Annotated in this window: 12 protein-coding genes; 9 read left to right on the top strand and 3 right to left on the bottom strand. The window is 66.9% G+C overall.

All coding sequences use genetic code 11. The annotated features are described in order from the left end of the window. Nucleotides 1–94: 94 nt before the first annotated feature. Nucleotides 95–1,813, bottom strand: coding sequence for a gamma-glutamyltransferase (gene ggt / locus ABE483_RS15495; RefSeq protein WP_346481981.1), 1,719 nt, complete (start codon nt 1,811–1,813; stop codon nt 95–97). 655 nt (nt 1,814–2,468) lie between these two features. On the opposite strand from ggt, the gene ilvC reads away from it, so the two are divergent. The 9 genes from ilvC to gdhA all read left to right on the top strand — a co-directional run bounded on the left by ilvC (nt 2,469) and on the right by gdhA (nt 12,825). Then, nucleotides 2,469–3,443, top strand: coding sequence for a ketol-acid reductoisomerase (gene ilvC, locus ABE483_RS15490; protein ID WP_313219646.1), 975 nt, complete (start codon nt 2,469–2,471; stop codon nt 3,441–3,443). Between the two features lie 39 nt (nt 3,444–3,482). Beyond that, a complete protein-coding gene (ilvG, locus tag ABE483_RS15485; protein ID WP_313219645.1) occupies nt 3,483–5,216 on the top strand; it encodes an acetolactate synthase 2 catalytic subunit in 1,734 nt (577 codons plus the stop codon). Further along, entirely contained in the window at nt 5,200–5,454 is a 255-nt protein-coding gene (locus tag ABE483_RS15480; RefSeq protein WP_019183810.1) for an ACT domain-containing protein, read from the top strand. The genes ilvG and ABE483_RS15480 overlap by 17 nt, the downstream gene beginning before the upstream one ends. A 177-nt stretch (nt 5,455–5,631) precedes the next feature. Further along, nucleotides 5,632–6,729 carry a threonine dehydratase gene (locus tag ABE483_RS15475; protein ID WP_265309319.1) on the top strand — a complete coding sequence of 366 codons (1,098 nt, stop codon included), beginning with the start codon at nt 5,632–5,634 and terminating at the stop codon, nt 6,727–6,729. A gap of 2 nt (nt 6,730–6,731) precedes the next feature. After that, nucleotides 6,732–8,279 (top strand): 2-isopropylmalate synthase, encoded by a 1,548-nt coding sequence (locus ABE483_RS15470; RefSeq protein ID WP_313219644.1) that lies wholly within the window; start codon nt 6,732–6,734, stop codon nt 8,277–8,279. A 41-nt stretch (nt 8,280–8,320) separates the two neighbouring features. Continuing rightward, on the top strand, nt 8,321–9,742 hold the full coding sequence (gene leuC, locus ABE483_RS15465; RefSeq protein WP_346481980.1) for a 3-isopropylmalate dehydratase large subunit: 1,422 nt from the start codon (nt 8,321–8,323) through the stop codon (nt 9,740–9,742). Further along, complete coding sequence (gene leuD / locus ABE483_RS15460) at nt 9,742–10,320, top strand: 3-isopropylmalate dehydratase small subunit (RefSeq protein WP_123730256.1); 579 nt, start codon at nt 9,742–9,744, stop codon at nt 10,318–10,320. Before leuC ends, leuD begins: the two co-directional genes overlap by 1 nt. Further along, nucleotides 10,310–11,371 carry a 3-isopropylmalate dehydrogenase gene (gene leuB, locus ABE483_RS15455; RefSeq protein WP_346481979.1) on the top strand — a complete coding sequence of 354 codons (1,062 nt, stop codon included), beginning with the start codon at nt 10,310–10,312 and terminating at the stop codon, nt 11,369–11,371. The genes leuD and leuB overlap by 11 nt, the downstream gene beginning before the upstream one ends. Before the next feature lie 110 nt (nt 11,372–11,481). Further along, entirely contained in the window at nt 11,482–12,825 is a 1,344-nt protein-coding gene (gene gdhA, locus ABE483_RS15450) for an NADP-specific glutamate dehydrogenase (RefSeq protein ID WP_346481978.1), read from the top strand. A gap of 68 nt (nt 12,826–12,893) precedes the next feature. Here gdhA and ABE483_RS15445 read toward each other — a convergent pair whose 3' ends face one another. Further along, nucleotides 12,894–13,934: a hypothetical protein gene (locus ABE483_RS15445; protein ID WP_346481977.1), complete on the bottom strand. Its 1,041-nt coding sequence runs from the start codon at nt 13,932–13,934 to the stop codon at nt 12,894–12,896. Nucleotides 13,935–14,050: 116 nt separating this feature from the next. Continuing rightward, nucleotides 14,051–17,221: an efflux RND transporter permease subunit gene (locus tag ABE483_RS15440; protein ID WP_313209152.1), complete on the bottom strand. Its 3,171-nt coding sequence runs from the start codon at nt 17,219–17,221 to the stop codon at nt 14,051–14,053. Nucleotide 17,222: the final 1 nt, after the last annotated feature.

The following is a 17,222-nucleotide window of genomic DNA, read 5'->3' as shown; positions in this document are numbered from 1 at the left end:
CCCGCAGCCCCAAAGCGCCCTGCTTTACGCCCTGCTTGACGCTCTGCCCTGCGACTCTGCCGACCAACGGTCGGCGCTACGAAGCACGAGGGAATCAGTACCCCGCCGCCTGCCCATCCTTGCGGCTTTCCGACGCGCCGTAGTACACCCCGGTCTCCGGATCACGCAGGATCGCCTGGTACCCACCGTAGGGACCATCCGCGAACACCACCCGGTGGCCCTTGCGCATCAACGCGCGCACTGTTTCGTACGGGAAGCCGGTTTCCAGGTTGACTTCGCCGCCGTCGCTCATCGCGGTGGCCTGCCCGGTCGGCTCGGTCGAGCCCTCGTGCTGGATGCGCGGCGCATCCCCGGCTTCCTGCAGATTCATTCCGAAATCGACCATGTTCATCACGATCTGGGCATGGCCCTGCGGCTGCATCGCGCCCCCCATCACGCCGAAGCTCATCCACGGCTTGCCGTCCTTGGTGACGAAGCCCGGGATGATGGTCTGGAACGGACGCTTGCCCGGCGCATAGCCGTTCGGGTGATCCTTCTGCAGCACGAACATCTCGCCACGGTCCTGCAGGATGAATCCCAGGCCCGGAGGCGCCATGCCGCTGCCCATGCCGCGGTAGTTGGACTGGATCAGCGAGACCATCATGCCGTCGGCATCAGCGACGGTCATGTAGATCGTGTCACCTTCCTGCAGCTGCTTCGGCGTACCCGGCTGCACTTCACTCAGCGCCTTGTCCATCGAGATCAGCTTGCGGCGCTCAGCGGCGTAGCCTTTGGAAATCAACCGGTCGACCGGGGCCGGGTGGAACGCCGGATCGGTGTAGAAGCGCGCGCGGTCGGCGAAGGCCAGCTTCTTGGCTTCCACGAACAGGTGCACGTGTTCGGGCGAGCCGAAGGGGATGTTGGAGAAATCGTAGCCTTCCAGCACGTTGAGGATCTGCAGCGCGGCGATGCCCTGGCTGTTCGGCGGCAGCTCCCACACGTCATAGCCGCGGTAGTTGCTGCTGACCGGCTCCACCCACTCGCCGTGATGGCTGGCCATGTCGTCATAGCTCAGGTAGCCGCCATTGGCCTTGAAGTAGGTGCCGATGGTGCGGGCGATCTCGCCTTTGTAGAAGGCATCGCGGCCGCCCTGGGCGATCTGCTCCAGCGTGTGGGCCAGGTTCGGGTTCTTCCACATCTCGCCCTTGCGCGGGGCATGGCCGTTGATCGTGAACTGCTCGGTGAAGCCAGGGTACTTGGACAGTCGCGGCACCGAGCGGTCCCAGTAGTAGGCGATCACCTCGGCGACCGGGTGGCCTTCGCGGGCGTAGCGGATGGCGGGCGCGAGGTTGTCGGCCATCGGCTTGCGGCCGAAACGGTCATGCAGGGCGAACCAGCCATCCACCGCGCCGGGTACCGAGACCGGCAGCGGACCGGTGGCCGGAATCTCCTTCAGGCCCCGGCGCTGGAACTCGGCCAGGGTCAGCGACTTCGGCGAGCGACCCGAGCCGTTGTACCCATACAGCTTCCCGCTTTTGGGGTCCCATACGATCGCGAACAGATCACCGCCGACGCCGTTGCCGGTGGGTTCCATCAAACCGAGAGCGGCATTGGCCGCGATCGCGGCATCCACCGCCGAACCACCGGACTTCATCACGTCCAGGGCGATCTGGGTGGCCAGGGGCTGGGAGGTGGCGGCCATCGCGTGCGGGGCGATCACCTCCGAGCGGGTGGCGAAGGTGTGGCCGGTGATCCGGTCGGCAGCGATGGCGGCCGCAGGCAGGGCACACAGGACGGCGGCGGCGAGCAGGCCGCGGGCAAGGCGTGAGGACACGGGGTGGTTCCTGAGGGTGGTAGCGAGCTGATGGTGGCGGCAGATGCCGCCGGAGCACATCCCACTATGGTCATGCACCTCCCACAAATCCGCCGCGAATCCGCGCAATCAGGCCCTGCAAAATGCTGAATTCCAGTTCATCGGAACGCTTTCAGCCGCAACCATCCTTGTACGGCGGGGCCTTGCGGTGGATGCAGGCGAAACCGATGGGAATTGTGTTTCCAGGGTTGACACCGCCAAAAGCCGTGTGGTTTTCTCGATCTCATGTTGCAGCGCACAGCCACCCGCGAATCCATCGAGCACGCCGACCACGGCGCGGCCTCCATCCATTCGCTTCTCGTCCTCGTACTTATTACCCAACCAACAGGTGCGGGACGGACCGGCGTGTAAGCAAGACTGCCAGGTATCCATCAAAACCCGCACCCGACCAGGTGCGGGTTTTTTCGTTTCAGAACCCTTTGATTTCCCACCTCCCCTCCGAGTTGCCTTCCACCATGACCCGCCAGCCCACCTCGAGCCAGCCGACGCCTACCGCCCCCACGGCGGGTGCGTTCGCGTGTGGTCGCGGCCAGGCCGGTGCCACCCCTTCCCCTGATGGGCCGACGCGTCGCTGACCGTCGGCCCTCTTTTTTCTTGCCTCCAAAGGACCTCCCCCATGAGCACCAACGACCTGCCCCAGATCAAGATCGCTGTTGTCGGCTACGGCAGCCAGGGCCGCGCGCACGCGCTGAATCTGCGTGAATCCGGTTTCGATGTCGTCGTCGGGCTGCGCCCGGGCGGTCCGACCGAGGTCAAGGCACAGGCCGACGGCTTCACCGTCAAAGCCCCCGCCGAGGCGGTGAAGGATGCCGATCTGGTCGCCGTGCTGACCCCGGACATGGTGCAGAAGAAGCTCTACGAAGACGTGCTCGCGCCGAACATGAAACAGGGCGCGGTGCTGCTGTTCGCGCACGGCCTGAACGTGCATTTCGACATGATCAAACCGCGCGAGGATCTGGACGTGGTACTGGTCGCGCCGAAGGGCCCGGGTGCACTGGTCCGTCGCGAGTATGAGATCGGCCGCGGTGTGCCGTGCATCTGGGCGGTCTACCAGGACAAGAGCGGCAAGGCCGCCGAGTACGCCCTGGCCTACGCCGGTGGCCTGGGCGGCGCGCGCGCCAACCTGATCCAGACCACCTTCAAGGAAGAGACTGAAACCGATCTGTTCGGCGAGCAGGCCGTGCTGTGCGGTGGCGCCTCGGCCCTGGTGCAGGCCGGTTTCGAAACCCTGGTCGAAGCCGGCTACCAGCCGGAAATCGCCTACTACGAAGTCCTGCACGAACTGAAGCTGATCGTGGACCTGTTCTACGAAGGCGGCATCACCCGCATGCTGGAATTCATCTCCGAAACCGCGCAGTACGGCGACTACGTCAGCGGCCCGCGCGTGATCGACGCCGGCACCAAGGCGCGCATGAAGGACGTGCTGACCGATATCCAGAACGGCACCTTCACCAAGAACTGGGTGGCCGAGTACGAAGCGGGCCTGCCGAATTACAACAAGTTCAAGCAGGCCGACCTGGAGCACCCGATCGAGAAGGTAGGCAAGGAACTGCGCGCCAAGATGGTCTGGTTGCAAAGTCAAGCCGCGTAACCGCGCGGCTCCCCCACCCGCTTTCGTAAAGGTCACCGCATGAATACCTCCGCACACAGCACCGCGCCCCGCAACGGCGCACGCTGGTTGACGCAGGCCCTGGAAGCCGAGGGCGTGCATACGCTGTTCGGCTATCCGGGCGGCACCATCATGCCGTTCTATGACGCCCTGGTGGATTCCGGGCTGAAGCACATCCTGGTCCGCCATGAGCAGGGCGCGGCCCTGGCCGCCAACGGTTTCGCCCGTGCCAGCGGCCGGGTCGGCGTCTGCGTCGCCACCTCCGGCCCGGGCGCCTCCAACCTGGTCACCGGCATCGCCGATGCGATGCTGGATTCGGTGCCGATGGTCTGCATCACCGGCCAGGTCGCCACCCCGCTGCTGGGCACCGACGCGTTCCAGGAACTGGACGTGTTCGGGCTGACCCTGCCGATCGTCAAGCACAGCTGGCTGGTGCGCTCGGTCGATGACCTGCCGCAGGTGGTCGCCGATGCGTTCCGGATCGCCCGCGAGGGTCGTCCTGGTCCGGTGCTGATCGATCTGCCCAAAGACGTGCAGGTGGCCGATGCGTCGCACCTGCCCGACCACGTGCCGTCCACGGTGGTGGCACCGCCTGCGCCGCAGGACGAGGCCATCGCGCAGACCATCGCCGCCATCGCCGCGGCCGAAAAGCCGGTGATCTATGCCGGGGGTGGCGTGGCGCTGGGCGATGCGGTGGAGGACTTCCGTGCCTTCGTCGAGGCAACCCGTATTCCGACCGTGCTGACCCTGCGCGGCCTGGGGGCGCTGCCGCCGCAGCACCCTCACTACCTGGGCATGCTGGGCATGCACGGCACCCGCGCGGCCAATATGGCCGTGCAGGAAAGCGATCTGCTGGTCGTGGTCGGGGCGCGTTTCGATGACCGCGCGACCGGCAAGTTGAACGAGTTCGCCCCGTTTGCCCGCGTCGTGCATATCGATGCCGATGCGTACGAGATCTCCAAGCTGCGCACCGCCGACATCGCGGTGCCGGGCAATGTCGGTACGGCGCTGCGCGCACTGACCGCCGCGGCCACCGCACCGGCCACGCAGGAGGCCTGGGCCAAGCGCTGCCAGGGCCATCGTGAACGCTTCGCCCCGCGCTACGACGCACCGGGCAAGCACATCTACGCACCGGCGCTGCTGAAGCGGCTGAGCGAGCTGGCGCCGAGCGACGCGATCATCGCCTGCGATGTCGGCCAGCATCAGATGTGGGTCGCCCAGCATTGCCGTTTCACCCACCCGCGCAACCACCTGACCAGCGGTGCGCTGGGCACCATGGGCTTCGGCCTGCCCGCGGCGATGGGTGCGCAGTTCGCCTGCCCGGATCGCACCGTGGTGCTGGTCTCCGGCGATGGCAGTTTCATGATGAACGTGCAGGAGCTGGTCACCATCGCCCGCTGCCGCCTGCCGGTGAAGATCGTGCTGCTGGACAACAGCTCGCTGGGCATGGTCCGCCAGTGGCAGGAACTGTTCTTCGCCGAGCGCTACAGCGAGATCGATCTGTCCGACAACCCCGACTTCGCCGCACTGGCCCAGGTGTTTGGCATTCCGGCCACGCGCATCGAGGCGCGTGACGATGTCGAAGGTGGCCTGGCCGCGATGCTGGCCCAGCCCGGCCCGGCGCTGCTGCATGTGGCCATCGATGCGCGTGCCAACGTGTGGCCGCTGGTGCCGCCCAACAACGCCAACAGCACCATGCTGGAAAGCAACCCCGCTCATCAGTCCCAGGAGTTCCCCAATGCAATACCGGCTTGACCTGGTGCTGACCCCGGCCGAAGGCGCGCTGCTGCGCGTGATCGGCATGGCCGAACGCCGCGGCTTCGCGCCGCGCGCGATCGCCGGTGCGCCCAATGCCGCCGACGACGGCCGCTGGCACCTGCAGCTGGTGGTCGATTCCACCCGCCCGCCGGAAACCCTGCGTCGCCAGATCGAGAAGATCTACGACTGTGTTTCGGTGCGCATCAGCGCGCTGGAACCCGGAGTATCCGCATGAACGCCCGCACCGTTGCATCGGTGCCGGTACGGAGGTGTCTTCTTGCAGCACATGGATGTGCAAATGGTGCGCGTGCAGGATGCACAACGTCGCACCGCGCTGCAGGAGGCACGACGCCGCACCGTGCGCCGTCGCAGCGCGTACCGCGCCGCGACGATCACCATGGCCGGGTGCGTGATGCCGGCTAGCCGTACCCCGCAGGAACCGGAGGTAGGCGACGTAAGCGTCGCGGATGTGTTGGCCGCGCAGGCGCGGCTGCGCCGCTTCCTGCCGCCCACGCCGCTGCACTACGCCGAGCGTTTCGGCGTCTGGCTGAAGCTGGAAAACCTGCAGCGCACCGGGTCCTACAAGGTGCGCGGTGCATTGAACGCCCTGCTGGCCGGGCGTGAGCGCGGCGATGACCGCCCGGTCATCTGCGCCTCGGCCGGCAACCACGCCCAGGGCGTGGCGTGGGCCGCCTACCGCTTGAACATTCCGGCGATCACGGTGATGCCGCACGGTGCACCGGCCACCAAGATCGCCGGGGTCGCCCACTGGGGCGCCACCGTGCGCCAGCACGGTGAGAGCTACGACGAGGCCTACGCCTTCGCCCGTGCCCTGGCCGACCAGCACGGCTATCGCTTCCTGTCCGCCTTCGACGACCCGGACGTGATCGCCGGCCAGGGCACCTTGGGCATTGAACTGGCCCCGCATGCGCCGGACGTGGTGATCGTGCCGATCGGCGGCGGTGGCCTGGCCTCCGGCGTCGCGCTGGCGCTGAAATCGCAGGGCGTGCGCATCGTCGGTGCGCAGGTGGAGGGCGTCGATTCGATGGCCCGCGCCATCCGCGGCGACGTGCGTGAAATCGCCCCCGTCGCCACGCTGGCCGACGGCGTCAAGGTGAAGATTCCCGGTTTCCTGACCCGCAAGCTGTGCAGTGCGCTGCTGGACGATGTGGTGATCGTGCGTGAAGCCGAGCTGCGCGAGACCCTGGTGCGGCTGGCGCTGGAAGAGCACGTCATCGCCGAAGGTGCCGGCGCGCTGGCACTGGCCGCCGGCCGCCGGGTCGCCGGCAAGCGCAAGTGCGCGGTGGTCTCCGGCGGCAACATCGATGCGCTGGTATTGGCCCAGCTGCTGGCCGACATCCGTCCCCGCCCCCCGCGCAAGCCGCGCCGCCGCGCCAGCGAGCGAACACGCCCGCCCCTACCAACCGTGCTCGCGACATCCCCGATTTCCGCTTCGATTCCTACCTCTGCCATCCCATCCGACCTTGCCGTCGAGGAGACCTCCTGGTGACCATGCCCAACTCCCCCCGAATCAGAATTTTCGACACCACCCTGCGCGACGGCGAGCAATCGCCCGGCTGCAGCATGAGCCCGCAGCAGAAGCTGGTGATGGCCCGCGCACTGGACGAGCTGGGCGTGGATGTCATGGAAACCGGCTTCCCGGCCAGTTCCCAGTCCGACCGCGAAGCGATGGCCATGATCGCCCGCGAAGTCCGCCGCCCGACGCTGGCCGTGCTGTCGCGCTGCCTGGCCGCCGATATCGAAACCTCGGCCAAGGCGCTGGAGGCAGCGGCGAACCCGCGCCTGCATGTATTCCTGTCGACCAGCCCGCTGCACCGCGAGCACAAGCTGCGCATGAGCCGCGAGCAGGTGCTGGAGTCGGTGCACAAGCACGTCAGCCTGGCCCGAAGCTACGTGGGTGATGTGGAGTTCTCCGCTGAAGACGCCACGCGGACCGAGGAAGATTTCCTGATCGAGGTCGCCCGCGTGGCGGTAGCCGCCGGCGCCACCACCATCAACCTGCCCGACACCGTGGGCTTCACCACGCCGGAAGAGATCCGCGGGATGTTCCAGCGCGTGATCGCCGGCGTCCCGGACAGCGACCGCATCATCTTCAGCGCGCACTGCCATAACGATCTGGGCCTGGCCGTGGCCAACTCGCTGGCCGCCATCGAAGGCGGCGCGCGTCAGGTCGAGTGCACCGTCAACGGTATCGGCGAGCGCGCCGGCAACTGCTCGCTGGAAGAAATCGCGATGGTTCTGAAGGTACGCAACGCCTTCTACGACGAAGACACGCACATCAACACCCAGCGCATCGTCGCCACCTCGCAGCTGCTGCAGCGCCTGGTCGGCATGCCGGTCCAGCGCAACAAGGCGATCGTCGGCGCCAACGCCTTCGCACACGAGTCGGGCATCCACCAGCACGGCATGCTGCGTCACCGCGGCACCTACGAAATCATGCGCCCGGAAGACGTGGGCTGGGAATCCTCGCAGATGGTGCTGGGCCGCCACAGTGGCCGCGCTGCGGTCGAACAACGCCTGCGTGCGCTGGGCTTCTTCCTGTACGAGGAGGAACTGAAGCACGTCTTTGAACAGTTCAAGGCACTGTGCGAACAGCAGCGCGTGGTCACCGACGCCGACCTGCAGACCCTGATGCAGGGCAGCGCTACCCAGAACGGCTACCGGCTGGCCTCGATGACGATCAGCGACGTCGGCAGCCGCGCCAACGCGCTGGTCGAGCTGTCCGATCCTGACGGCAACCGCGTTGCCGAGACGGCGCAGGGCGATGGTCCGGTCGATGCGCTGTTCGGTGCATTGTCGGCCGCCACCGGCGTGCAGTTGATGCTGGACAGCTACCACGTGCACAGTGTGGGCATCGGCGCCGATGCGCGCGGCGAAGCCAACCTGAGCGTGCGCCATGAGGGCGTGGAGTACGAAGGCACCGGCACCAGCCGCGACATCATCGAAGCCTCCGCACTGGCGTGGCTGGAGGTCGCCAACCGTCTGCTGCGCCAGCGCAACGCGACGGCCGAGCAGCCCGCGGCCACCGCCGCGGCCTGAGCACCCCCACTACGTACCCCGAACCGCAGCAAGGCCAGTCCATGACCCCAGCTCCCCGCACCCTGTACGACAAACTGTGGGATGCCCACGTCGTCGTTCCCGAGACCGACAGCGCGCCCGCCGTGCTGTACATCGACCTGCACCTGATCCACGAGGTGACCTCGCCGCAGGCCTTCACCGAACTGCGCGAGCGTGGCCTCTCCCCGCGCCGGCCGGACCGGACCAAGGCGACGATGGACCACTCCACCCCCACCCTGCCGGCCGGTGCCGACGGCAAGCTGCCCTATGCCAGCGCCGCCTCCGAAGCCCAGGTGGCGATGCTGGCCGACAACTGCGCCACGCACGGCATCGAGCTGTTCGACCTGCAGTCGGCCAGCCGCGGCATCGTGCACGTGATCGCCCCCGAGCAGGGCTTCACCCAGCCGGGCATGACCATCGTCTGCGGCGACAGCCACACCTCCACACATGGCGCGTTTGGCGCGCTGGCCTTCGGCATCGGCACCAGCGAGGTCGGCCATGTGCTGGCGACGCAGTGCCTGCTGCAGCGTAAAGCCAAGACGATGGCGATCACCGTCGATGGCGCGCTGGCCCAGGGTGTCGGCGCCAAGGACGTGGTGCTGCACATCATCGGCGTGATCGGCGTCAACGGCGGCACCGGCCACGTGCTGGAGTTCCGCGGCAGCGCCATCGAGGCGATGGACATGGAACAGCGCATGACGTTGTGCAACATGTCCATCGAGGCCGGCGCTCGCGCCGGCATGGTCGCCCCCGACCAGACCACCTTCGACTGGGTCGCCAACACCCCGCGCGGGCCCAAGGGCGCCGACTTCGATGCGGCCGTTGCCGCCTGGTCGCAGCTGCGCAGCGATGCCGGCGCGCGCTTCGATGTCGAGGTCCACATCGAGGCCGCCGACATCCGCCCCACCCTGACCTGGGGCACCCACCCCGGCACGGCGATCGCGGTGGACCAGCCGATCCCGGCGGCCAACGATGCGGCCGACCAGAAAGGCCTGGACTACATGCACTTCCACGCCGGGCAGACCCTGGCCGGCACCCCGGTGGATGTGGTCTTCGTCGGCTCCTGCACCAACGGCCGGCTGAGCGACATGCGCGAAGTGGCACAGGTGCTGCAGGGCCGCCGCGTTGCCGACGGCGTACGCATGCTGGTGGTGCCCGGTTCGGAGATCGTCAAGCGCCAGGCCGAAGCCGAAGGCATCGATGTGGTGGTGCGCGCGGCCGGCGCCGAATGGCGCGAGCCGGGCTGCTCGATGTGCATCGCCATGAACGGTGATCTGGTCGCGCCGGGACAACTGGCGGTCAGCACCAGCAACCGCAATTTCGAAGGCCGCCAAGGCCCCGGTTCGCGCACCCTGCTGGCCTCGCCGATGACGGCCGCCTGGGCTGCGGTGAACGGCCGCGTGGCCGACCCACGCGAACTGTATGCCACGCTGGAGGTGGCCTGATGAGCGGCTTCCGTACCCTGACCTCGACCAGCGTGGTGCTGCGCGAGACCAACATCGACACCGATCAGATCATTCCCGCGCGCTTTCTGTCCACCACCGAGCGCGTCGGTTTGGGCAAGCACGCATTCAACGATTGGCGCTGGCAGAGCGAGGGCGTGCCGAACCCGGCGTTCGCCTTCAACCAACCGCACAACGCTGGCCGCAGCATTCTGCTGGCCGGCCGCAACTTCGGCTGCGGCTCCTCGCGTGAGCATGCGCCGTGGGCGCTGACCGACCTGGGCCTGCGCGCCATCGTCAGCAGCGAGATCGCCGATATCTTCCGCGGCAATTCGCTCAAGAACGGCCTGCTGCCGATCGTGCTGGACGAGGCCGATGTGCAGACCCTGATGCAGCGTCCGGATGACGAATTGACCATCGACGTGGCCGCGCGCGAACTGCGCACCCCCGATGGACGCGTGTATGCCTTCCCGCTGGACGGCTTCTCGCAGACCTGCCTGCTGGAAGGCGTGGACCAATTGGGGTATCTGTTGGGCCGTACCCCTGACATTGAACGTTACGAGAGTGAACATGCACGCTGAGATTGTCGTATTGCCGGGTGACGGCATCGGTCCGGAAGTCGCCGCCGCCGCCGTGGCGGTGCTGGAGGCCGTCGCCACCCGTTTCGGTCACACCTTCGGGTTCCAGGAACACGATATCGGGGGCATCGCCATCGATCGCCACGGCGAGCCGCTGCCGGCCACCACGCTGGAGGCGTGCCGCAAGGCAGACGCCATCCTGCTCGGCGCGGTCGGCGGCCCGAAGTGGTCCGATCCGAATGCCAAGGTCCGCCCGGAGCAGGGCCTGCTGGCGATCCGCAAGGCGCTGGGTCTGTACGCCAACCTGCGCCCGGTGCGCACGCACGCGGCCGCGCTTGGCGCCTCGCCGATCAAGGCCGAACTGCTGGAGGGTGTGGACTTCGTGGTCGTGCGTGAGCTGACCGGCGGCATCTACTTCGGTGAGAAGACCCGCACCGCCGACACCGCCAGCGACCTGTGCAGCTACAGCGTGGGCGAGATCGAGCGCGTGCTGCGCACCGCGTTCCGCCTGGCCCAGACCCGCCGCGGCAAGGTCACCTCGGTGGACAAGGCCAACGTGCTGGAAACCTCGCGCCTGTGGCGCGATGTCGCCGCGCGGATCGGCCGCGAGGAATTCCCGGAGATCGCGTTGGAGCACCAGCTGGTCGATTCGATGGCCATGCATCTGCTGGCCAAGCCGCGCGAGTACGACGTGATCGTGACCGAGAACATGTTCGGCGACATCCTCACCGACGAAGCCTCGATGCTGGCCGGCTCGCTCGGCCTGCTGCCCTCGGCATCGCTGGGCGAGCCCGGCGCAGTGGGCATCTACGAGCCGATCCACGGCTCGGCGCCGGACATCGCCGGCAAGGGCATTGCCAATCCGTACGCGACGATCTTCAGTGCCGCGATGCTGCTGCGGCATTCACTGGGGCTGGACGACGAGGCTGCTACGGTCGAGGCCGCGGTGTATGCCGTGCTGGATGACGGCGTGTTCACCGCCGATCTCGCCGCCAAGGGTCTTGCGGTGAGTACCGCCGCAGCAACCGACGCGGTCCTTGCCAAGCTGCAATGATCGTCACGAACGCGGCCTGAGGGCCGCGTTCGTGTGTCCACATCCCGCACGGCCTCCCTGTCCCGTCGGCCACGTCGCAGCCAGCGGCCGGCCCCCAACAAGGAAAGCCTTTGAACCCTCGTTCCTCTGCCGACTTTCTCAACCACGTGGCCCAGCGCGATCCGCATCAGCCGGAATTCCTGCAGGCCGTCAAAGAAGTGATCCAGAGCCTGTGGCCGTTCCTGGAGCGAAACCCCCGCTACCTGGAACAAGGCCTGCTGGAGCGGCTGGTGGAGCCGGAGCGGGTGATCCAGTTCCGCGTGGCCTGGGCCGATGACGCCGGCAAGACCCATGTGAATCGCGGCTGGCGCGTGCAGCACAGTTCGGCGATCGGCCCGTTCAAAGGCGGCATGCGCTTCCATCCGTCGGTCAACCAATCGATCCTGAAGTTCCTCGCCTTCGAGCAGACCCTGAAGAACGCGCTGACCACCTTGCCGATGGGCGGTGGCAAGGGCGGTTCGGATTTCAATCCCAAGGGCCGCAGCGACACCGAGGTGATGCGCTTCTGCCAGGCGCTGATGCTGGAACTGCATCGCCACCTGGGTGCCGACACCGATGTACCGGCTGGCGATATCGGCGTCGGCGCGCGCGAGGTCGGCTACATGGCCGGCATGATGAAGAAGCTCACCAACAATGCCGCCTGCGTGTTCACCGGCAAAGGTCTCTCCTACGGTGGCAGCCTGATGCGCCCGGAAGCGACCGGCTTCGGCACGGTCTACTTCGTCGAGCAGATGCTGCACCATGCCCGCCGCGATACCGATGGCGCCAGGGTGTTGATTTCCGGCGCTGGCAACGTGGCCCAGCATGCGGCGATCAAGGCCATCGAACTGGGCGCGAACGTACTCACGCTTTCCGATTCCGGCGGCACGCTGTACGCCCGTGACGGCTTCGACGAAGCGGGCCTGCAGGAGGTGATGGAACTGCGCAACGAACGTCGCGGCTGCCTGTCCGAACTGGCTGATGACAAACGCTTCGAGTACCTGGACGGCAAGCGCCCCTGGCACATCCCGGCCGAGATCGCCCTGCCCTGCGCCACCCAGAACGAACTGGACGAAGACGATGCCCGCGCCCTGGTGGACAACGATGTGCTGTGCGTGGCCGAAGGCGCCAACATGCCGTCGACACTGGAGGCCATGGAGGTCTTCCTCAAGGCGGGCACCCTGTATGCGCCGGGGAAGGCCAGCAATGCCGGCGGCGTGGCCACCTCGGGGCTGGAAATGAGCCAGAACGCGCAGCGCCTGTCATGGCATCACGCCGATGTCGATGAGCGCCTGCACGGAATCATGAAGGATATCCACGCCAACTGCGTGCGCCACGGCAAGCGGGCCGATGGCAGCGTGAACTACGTGGATGGCGCCAATATCGCCGGCTTCGTGAAAGTGGCTGATGCGATGCTGGCGCAGGGCGTTTACTGAGGGCAGACCGCTGTAGAGGCGCAGCGGTGTTCATCCGCTGCGCCCTGCGGCGTGTCGTACCGCAGCGGTCAGTTCACCGAGTGGACCTCGCTGGTCATGCAGCCGGCCAGCACCGCGCCGCTGTCGGTGGGTATGACGCTGAACACCCGCACGCGTGTGTATCCGGAGGACGCCTCCCGCGTTGCCTCGCGCCTCCAATACCCCTCTACCTGCCGATCCGCCGCGCCCAGGCCGGCGGCATCGAGCACCGCCTTCAGCGGCGCATCGCCCATGTCCGCCGCGAAGTAGCCTCCATAGGCGAGGACGAGCGACTGCGCAGGCAGACCCTTCAACGCTACCGGCTGCTCCAGCGTGACGACCACGACGGGCATCTCCTGGCCATCGGCATGGTACTCACGCTCGGCCACCGCGCGGACATTGTCCGGCCATGCCAGCGGCGACAGTTCCGAGACACGCTCCCACAGGTTGGCGATGCGCCGCATGGCAGCGTCGTCCGCCCGGCATTCGAGCGCGGCGCCCATATCATCCGCCGTGGCCGTCTCGCGCAATCGGGGTGGAAGGCGCGCCTCGCGCATCGGACCGGGGTAGTCACATCCCAACCGATAGCCTGCACCATCGCTGCTCACCACGATGGCGCCCGGCGATGCCGGATCGCCTGATGCGGCGGGCGCTGACCACATCTGGAACGGCTCACGCAACGTATTCGACCGGTGCCGAAGTCCGTTCCCGCTAACGATGCGCGCACGCTGCCCTGCATCGATGGGAATCGAGAAGCCCATGTCATCCGCCACCACGCGGTGCGTTGTGATGCCGTGTGCCGTCAACGTCACCGGCATGTCGATGAGGGTCGTCGCGTGCTCCTCGTCACCGCTGCGCGTGAAGCTCCAGCCCTGCAGATGGGCCGGTCGTTCCTGCGCCGTGCCATACGCTGCACCACGCAACGCGGTCGTCACCGCCTGCATCGTCGCCGGTGAGGCACGGCACTCCAGCAGCTCGACGAGATCGCGCTGGAAACTGGCAGCGGTGGTCGCCTGCGTCGGCAACGCGGAAACCATCAGCAGAACGATCGCCGCCGCAGTGGCGAACGGATAAGAGGAACGTGACGACATCATGTGCGACCGAAGAAATCCGGTGTGCATTGTGCGCTTGCTGGCACGACGAAGGCGACAGGCCTTTGCGTCGCACTCAAACGATGAAGCCGGCCACCGGCCGGCTTCATCGTCCCTCAGCCTTCGCTGGTCTTGGCCTCGTCCGGCTTCACCCGGAACCACGCCGCATACAGTGCCGGCAGGAACACCAGGGTCAGCACGGTACCGACGATCAGGCCGCCCATGATCGAGATCGCCATCGAACCGTAGAACGCACTGCGCGACAGCGGAATCATCGCCAGCACCGCGGCCAGCGCGGTCAGCACGATCGGGCGGAAGCGGCGCACGGTGGCGTCGATGATGGCGTGCCAGCGGTCGTGACCGGCATCGATGTCCTGCTGGATCTGGTCGATCAGGATCACCGAGTTGCGCATGATCATGCCGGCCAGCGCGATGGTACCCAGCAGTGCCACGAAGCCGAACGGCGCGCGGAACAGCAGCAGGAACAGCGTGGCGCCGATGATGCCCAGCGGCGCGGTGACCAGCACCATGGCCGCACGCGAGAAGCTGCGCAGCTGCAACATCAGCAAGGTCGCCACCACGATCAGGAACAGCGGCATGCCGGCCTTGATCGAATCCTGGCCACGGGTGGAATCCTCCACCGTACCGCCGGTTTCAAGCAGGTAGCCGGACGGCAGCTCGGCACGGATCCCCTCCAGCGTCGGCAGGATCTGCTGCACCACGTCCAGCGGCTGTTTCGCGTCGGCAATGTCGGCGCGCACGGTCACCGTCGGCAGGCGGTTGCGGTGCCAGATGATGCCGTCCTCGAACACGTACTCCAGGCGCGCCACCTGCGACAGCGTCACCGAGGTGCCGCTGGCGGTCGGAATGGCCAGGCTGCCCAGCATGTCCAGCCGCACACGTTCGTTGTCCGGGCCACGCAGCAGCATCTCGATCAGGCGGTTGCCTTCCCGGTAGGTGCTCACGCTCATGCCCGACAACGAGGTGCCCAGCAGCTGGCTCACCTGCGCGCTGCTCACACCCAGTGCGCGTGCACGATCCTGGTCGATCACCAGCCGCACCACTTTGCTCGGCTCGCTCCAATCCAGGTTGACGTTCATCACGTGCGGGTTTGCGCGCACCTTGGCTTCCACCTGCCGTGCGATGGCCTGCACCTGCTCGATATGCTCGCCGGAGATGCGCATCTGCACCGGGTAGCCCACCGGCGGGCCGTTCTCCAGGCGGGTCACGCGCATCTGCACGTCCGGGAACTGCGGAATCACGTCCTTGAGCAACCAGTCGCGGGTCGCCTCACGTGCGGTTGCATTCTCAGTCAGCACCACGAACTGCGAGAAGTTGGTGGCCGGCAGCTGCTGGTCCAAAGGCAGGTAGAAGCGCGGCGAGCCGGTACCCACGTAGGCCACAAAGTTGCTGATGCCCTCACGGTCCTTGAGCAGCGTTTCCAGCTTGGTCGCCTGGGCCTGGGTGGCCTGCAACGAGGCCCCCTCGGCCAGTTCGATGTCCACCATCAGTTCCGGGCGGGTCGAATCCGGGAAGAACTGCTGGGGCACGAAGCGGAAGATCAGCAGCGAGAACACGAACAGCGCGGCCGTGGCGGCGATCACCCACCAGCGATGGCGCAGGCACACATCGAGGAACCTGCGGAAGCGCACGTAGAACGGACGCTGGTACGGATCATGGTCGTGCGCATGCACCTTCGGCGCGATCCAGCGCGCGAACGCGGGATGGCGGTCGGCCCACTGCAGGCGGCGGGCATGCCAGCGCCCGGCCAGGCTGTCCGGCTTGGGCGGCTGCGGGTTGAACAGGTCCGGCAACATCTTGTCGCCCAGGTACGGGATGAACAGCACGGCGGCGATCCACGACACCACCAGCGCGATGGTCACCACCTGGAACAGCGAGCGGGTGTATTCGCCGGTGCTGGAGGCGGCCGTGGCGATCGGCAGGAAGCCGGCCGCCGTGATCAGCGTACCGGTCAGCATCGGGAAGGCGGTCGACTCCCACGCGAAGCTGGCCGCGCGCAGGCGGTCGTAGCCCTGCTCCATCTTGGTGGCCATCATCTCCACCGCGATGATCGCATCGTCCACCAGCAGGCCCAGCGCCAGCACCAGCGCGCCCAGGGAAATCTTGTGCAGGCCGATGCCGAAGTAATGCATGACGAAGAAGGTCATCGCCAGCACCAGCGGAATCGTCACGCCCACCACCAGGCCGGTGCGCAGGCCGAGCGAGAAGAAGCTCACCAGCAGCACGATCACCACCGCTTCGGTCAGCACCTGCACGAACTCGCCGACGGACTCTTCCACCGCATGCGGCTGGTCGGAGACCTTGCGCAGCTGCATGCCGGCCGGCAGCGTCTTCTGCAGTCGCTCGAACTCGGCATCCAGCGTACTGCCCAGCTTGAGGATGTCGCCGCCGTCTTTCATTGCCACCGCGATGCCGATGGCGTCTTCGCCCATGAAGCGCATCTTCGGCGACGCCGGATCGGCAAAACCACGTTTGATCTCGGCGATATCGCCCAGGTGCACGGTACGGTCGCCAGCCTGGATCGGGAAGCTGCGGATGTCCTCCACGCGCTTGAACTGGCCGGTGACGCGCAGCTGCACCCGGTCGGTCGGGGTTTCAAAGAAGCTGGTCGCGGCAATGGCATTCTGGTCGGCCAATGCCTGCTGCACCTGCTGCAGCGACACGCCCAGCGTGGCCAGCTTGGTGTTGGACAGCTCGATCCAGACCTTCTCGTCCTGCAGGCCTTCCAGCTCGATCTTGCCCACATCCGGCACGCGCTGCAGTTCCAGCTGGATGCGGTCGGCGTAGTCGCGCATCACCGCGTAGTCGAAGCCCTGGCCGGTCAACGCGTAGATGTTGCCGAAGGTGTCGCCGAATTCGTCGTTGAAGAACGGGCCGACGATTTCGCGCGGCAGCGTCGGCTTGATGTCGCCCACGCGCTTGCGCACCTGGTACCACAGGTCGGGAATCGCCTTGGAGCGCAGGCTGTCGCGCGCCACGAAGATCACCTGCGATTCGCCCGGGCGTGAGTAGGAGCGGATGAACTCGTACTGCCCGGTGTTCAGCAGTGCCTTCTCGATCGGCTCGGTGACCTGGCGTGAGACCTGTTCGGCGGTCGCGCCGGGCCAGTTCGTGCGCACCACCATCACCTTGAAGGTGAACGGTGGATCTTCGGACTGGCCCAGATGCTTGTACGACCACGCGCCGATGATCGCGAAAGCGAGCATCGCAAATAGCACCAGTGGCCGGTTGCCCAGCGCCCATTCGGAGAGGTTGAAGCGGCGCACG

Source organism: Stenotrophomonas sp. TWI602, from assembly GCF_039674045.1.
In the GTDB taxonomy this organism is placed as follows: domain Bacteria; phylum Pseudomonadota; class Gammaproteobacteria; order Xanthomonadales; family Xanthomonadaceae; genus Stenotrophomonas.
This window is presented reverse-complemented; position numbering and strand designations above follow the sequence as displayed.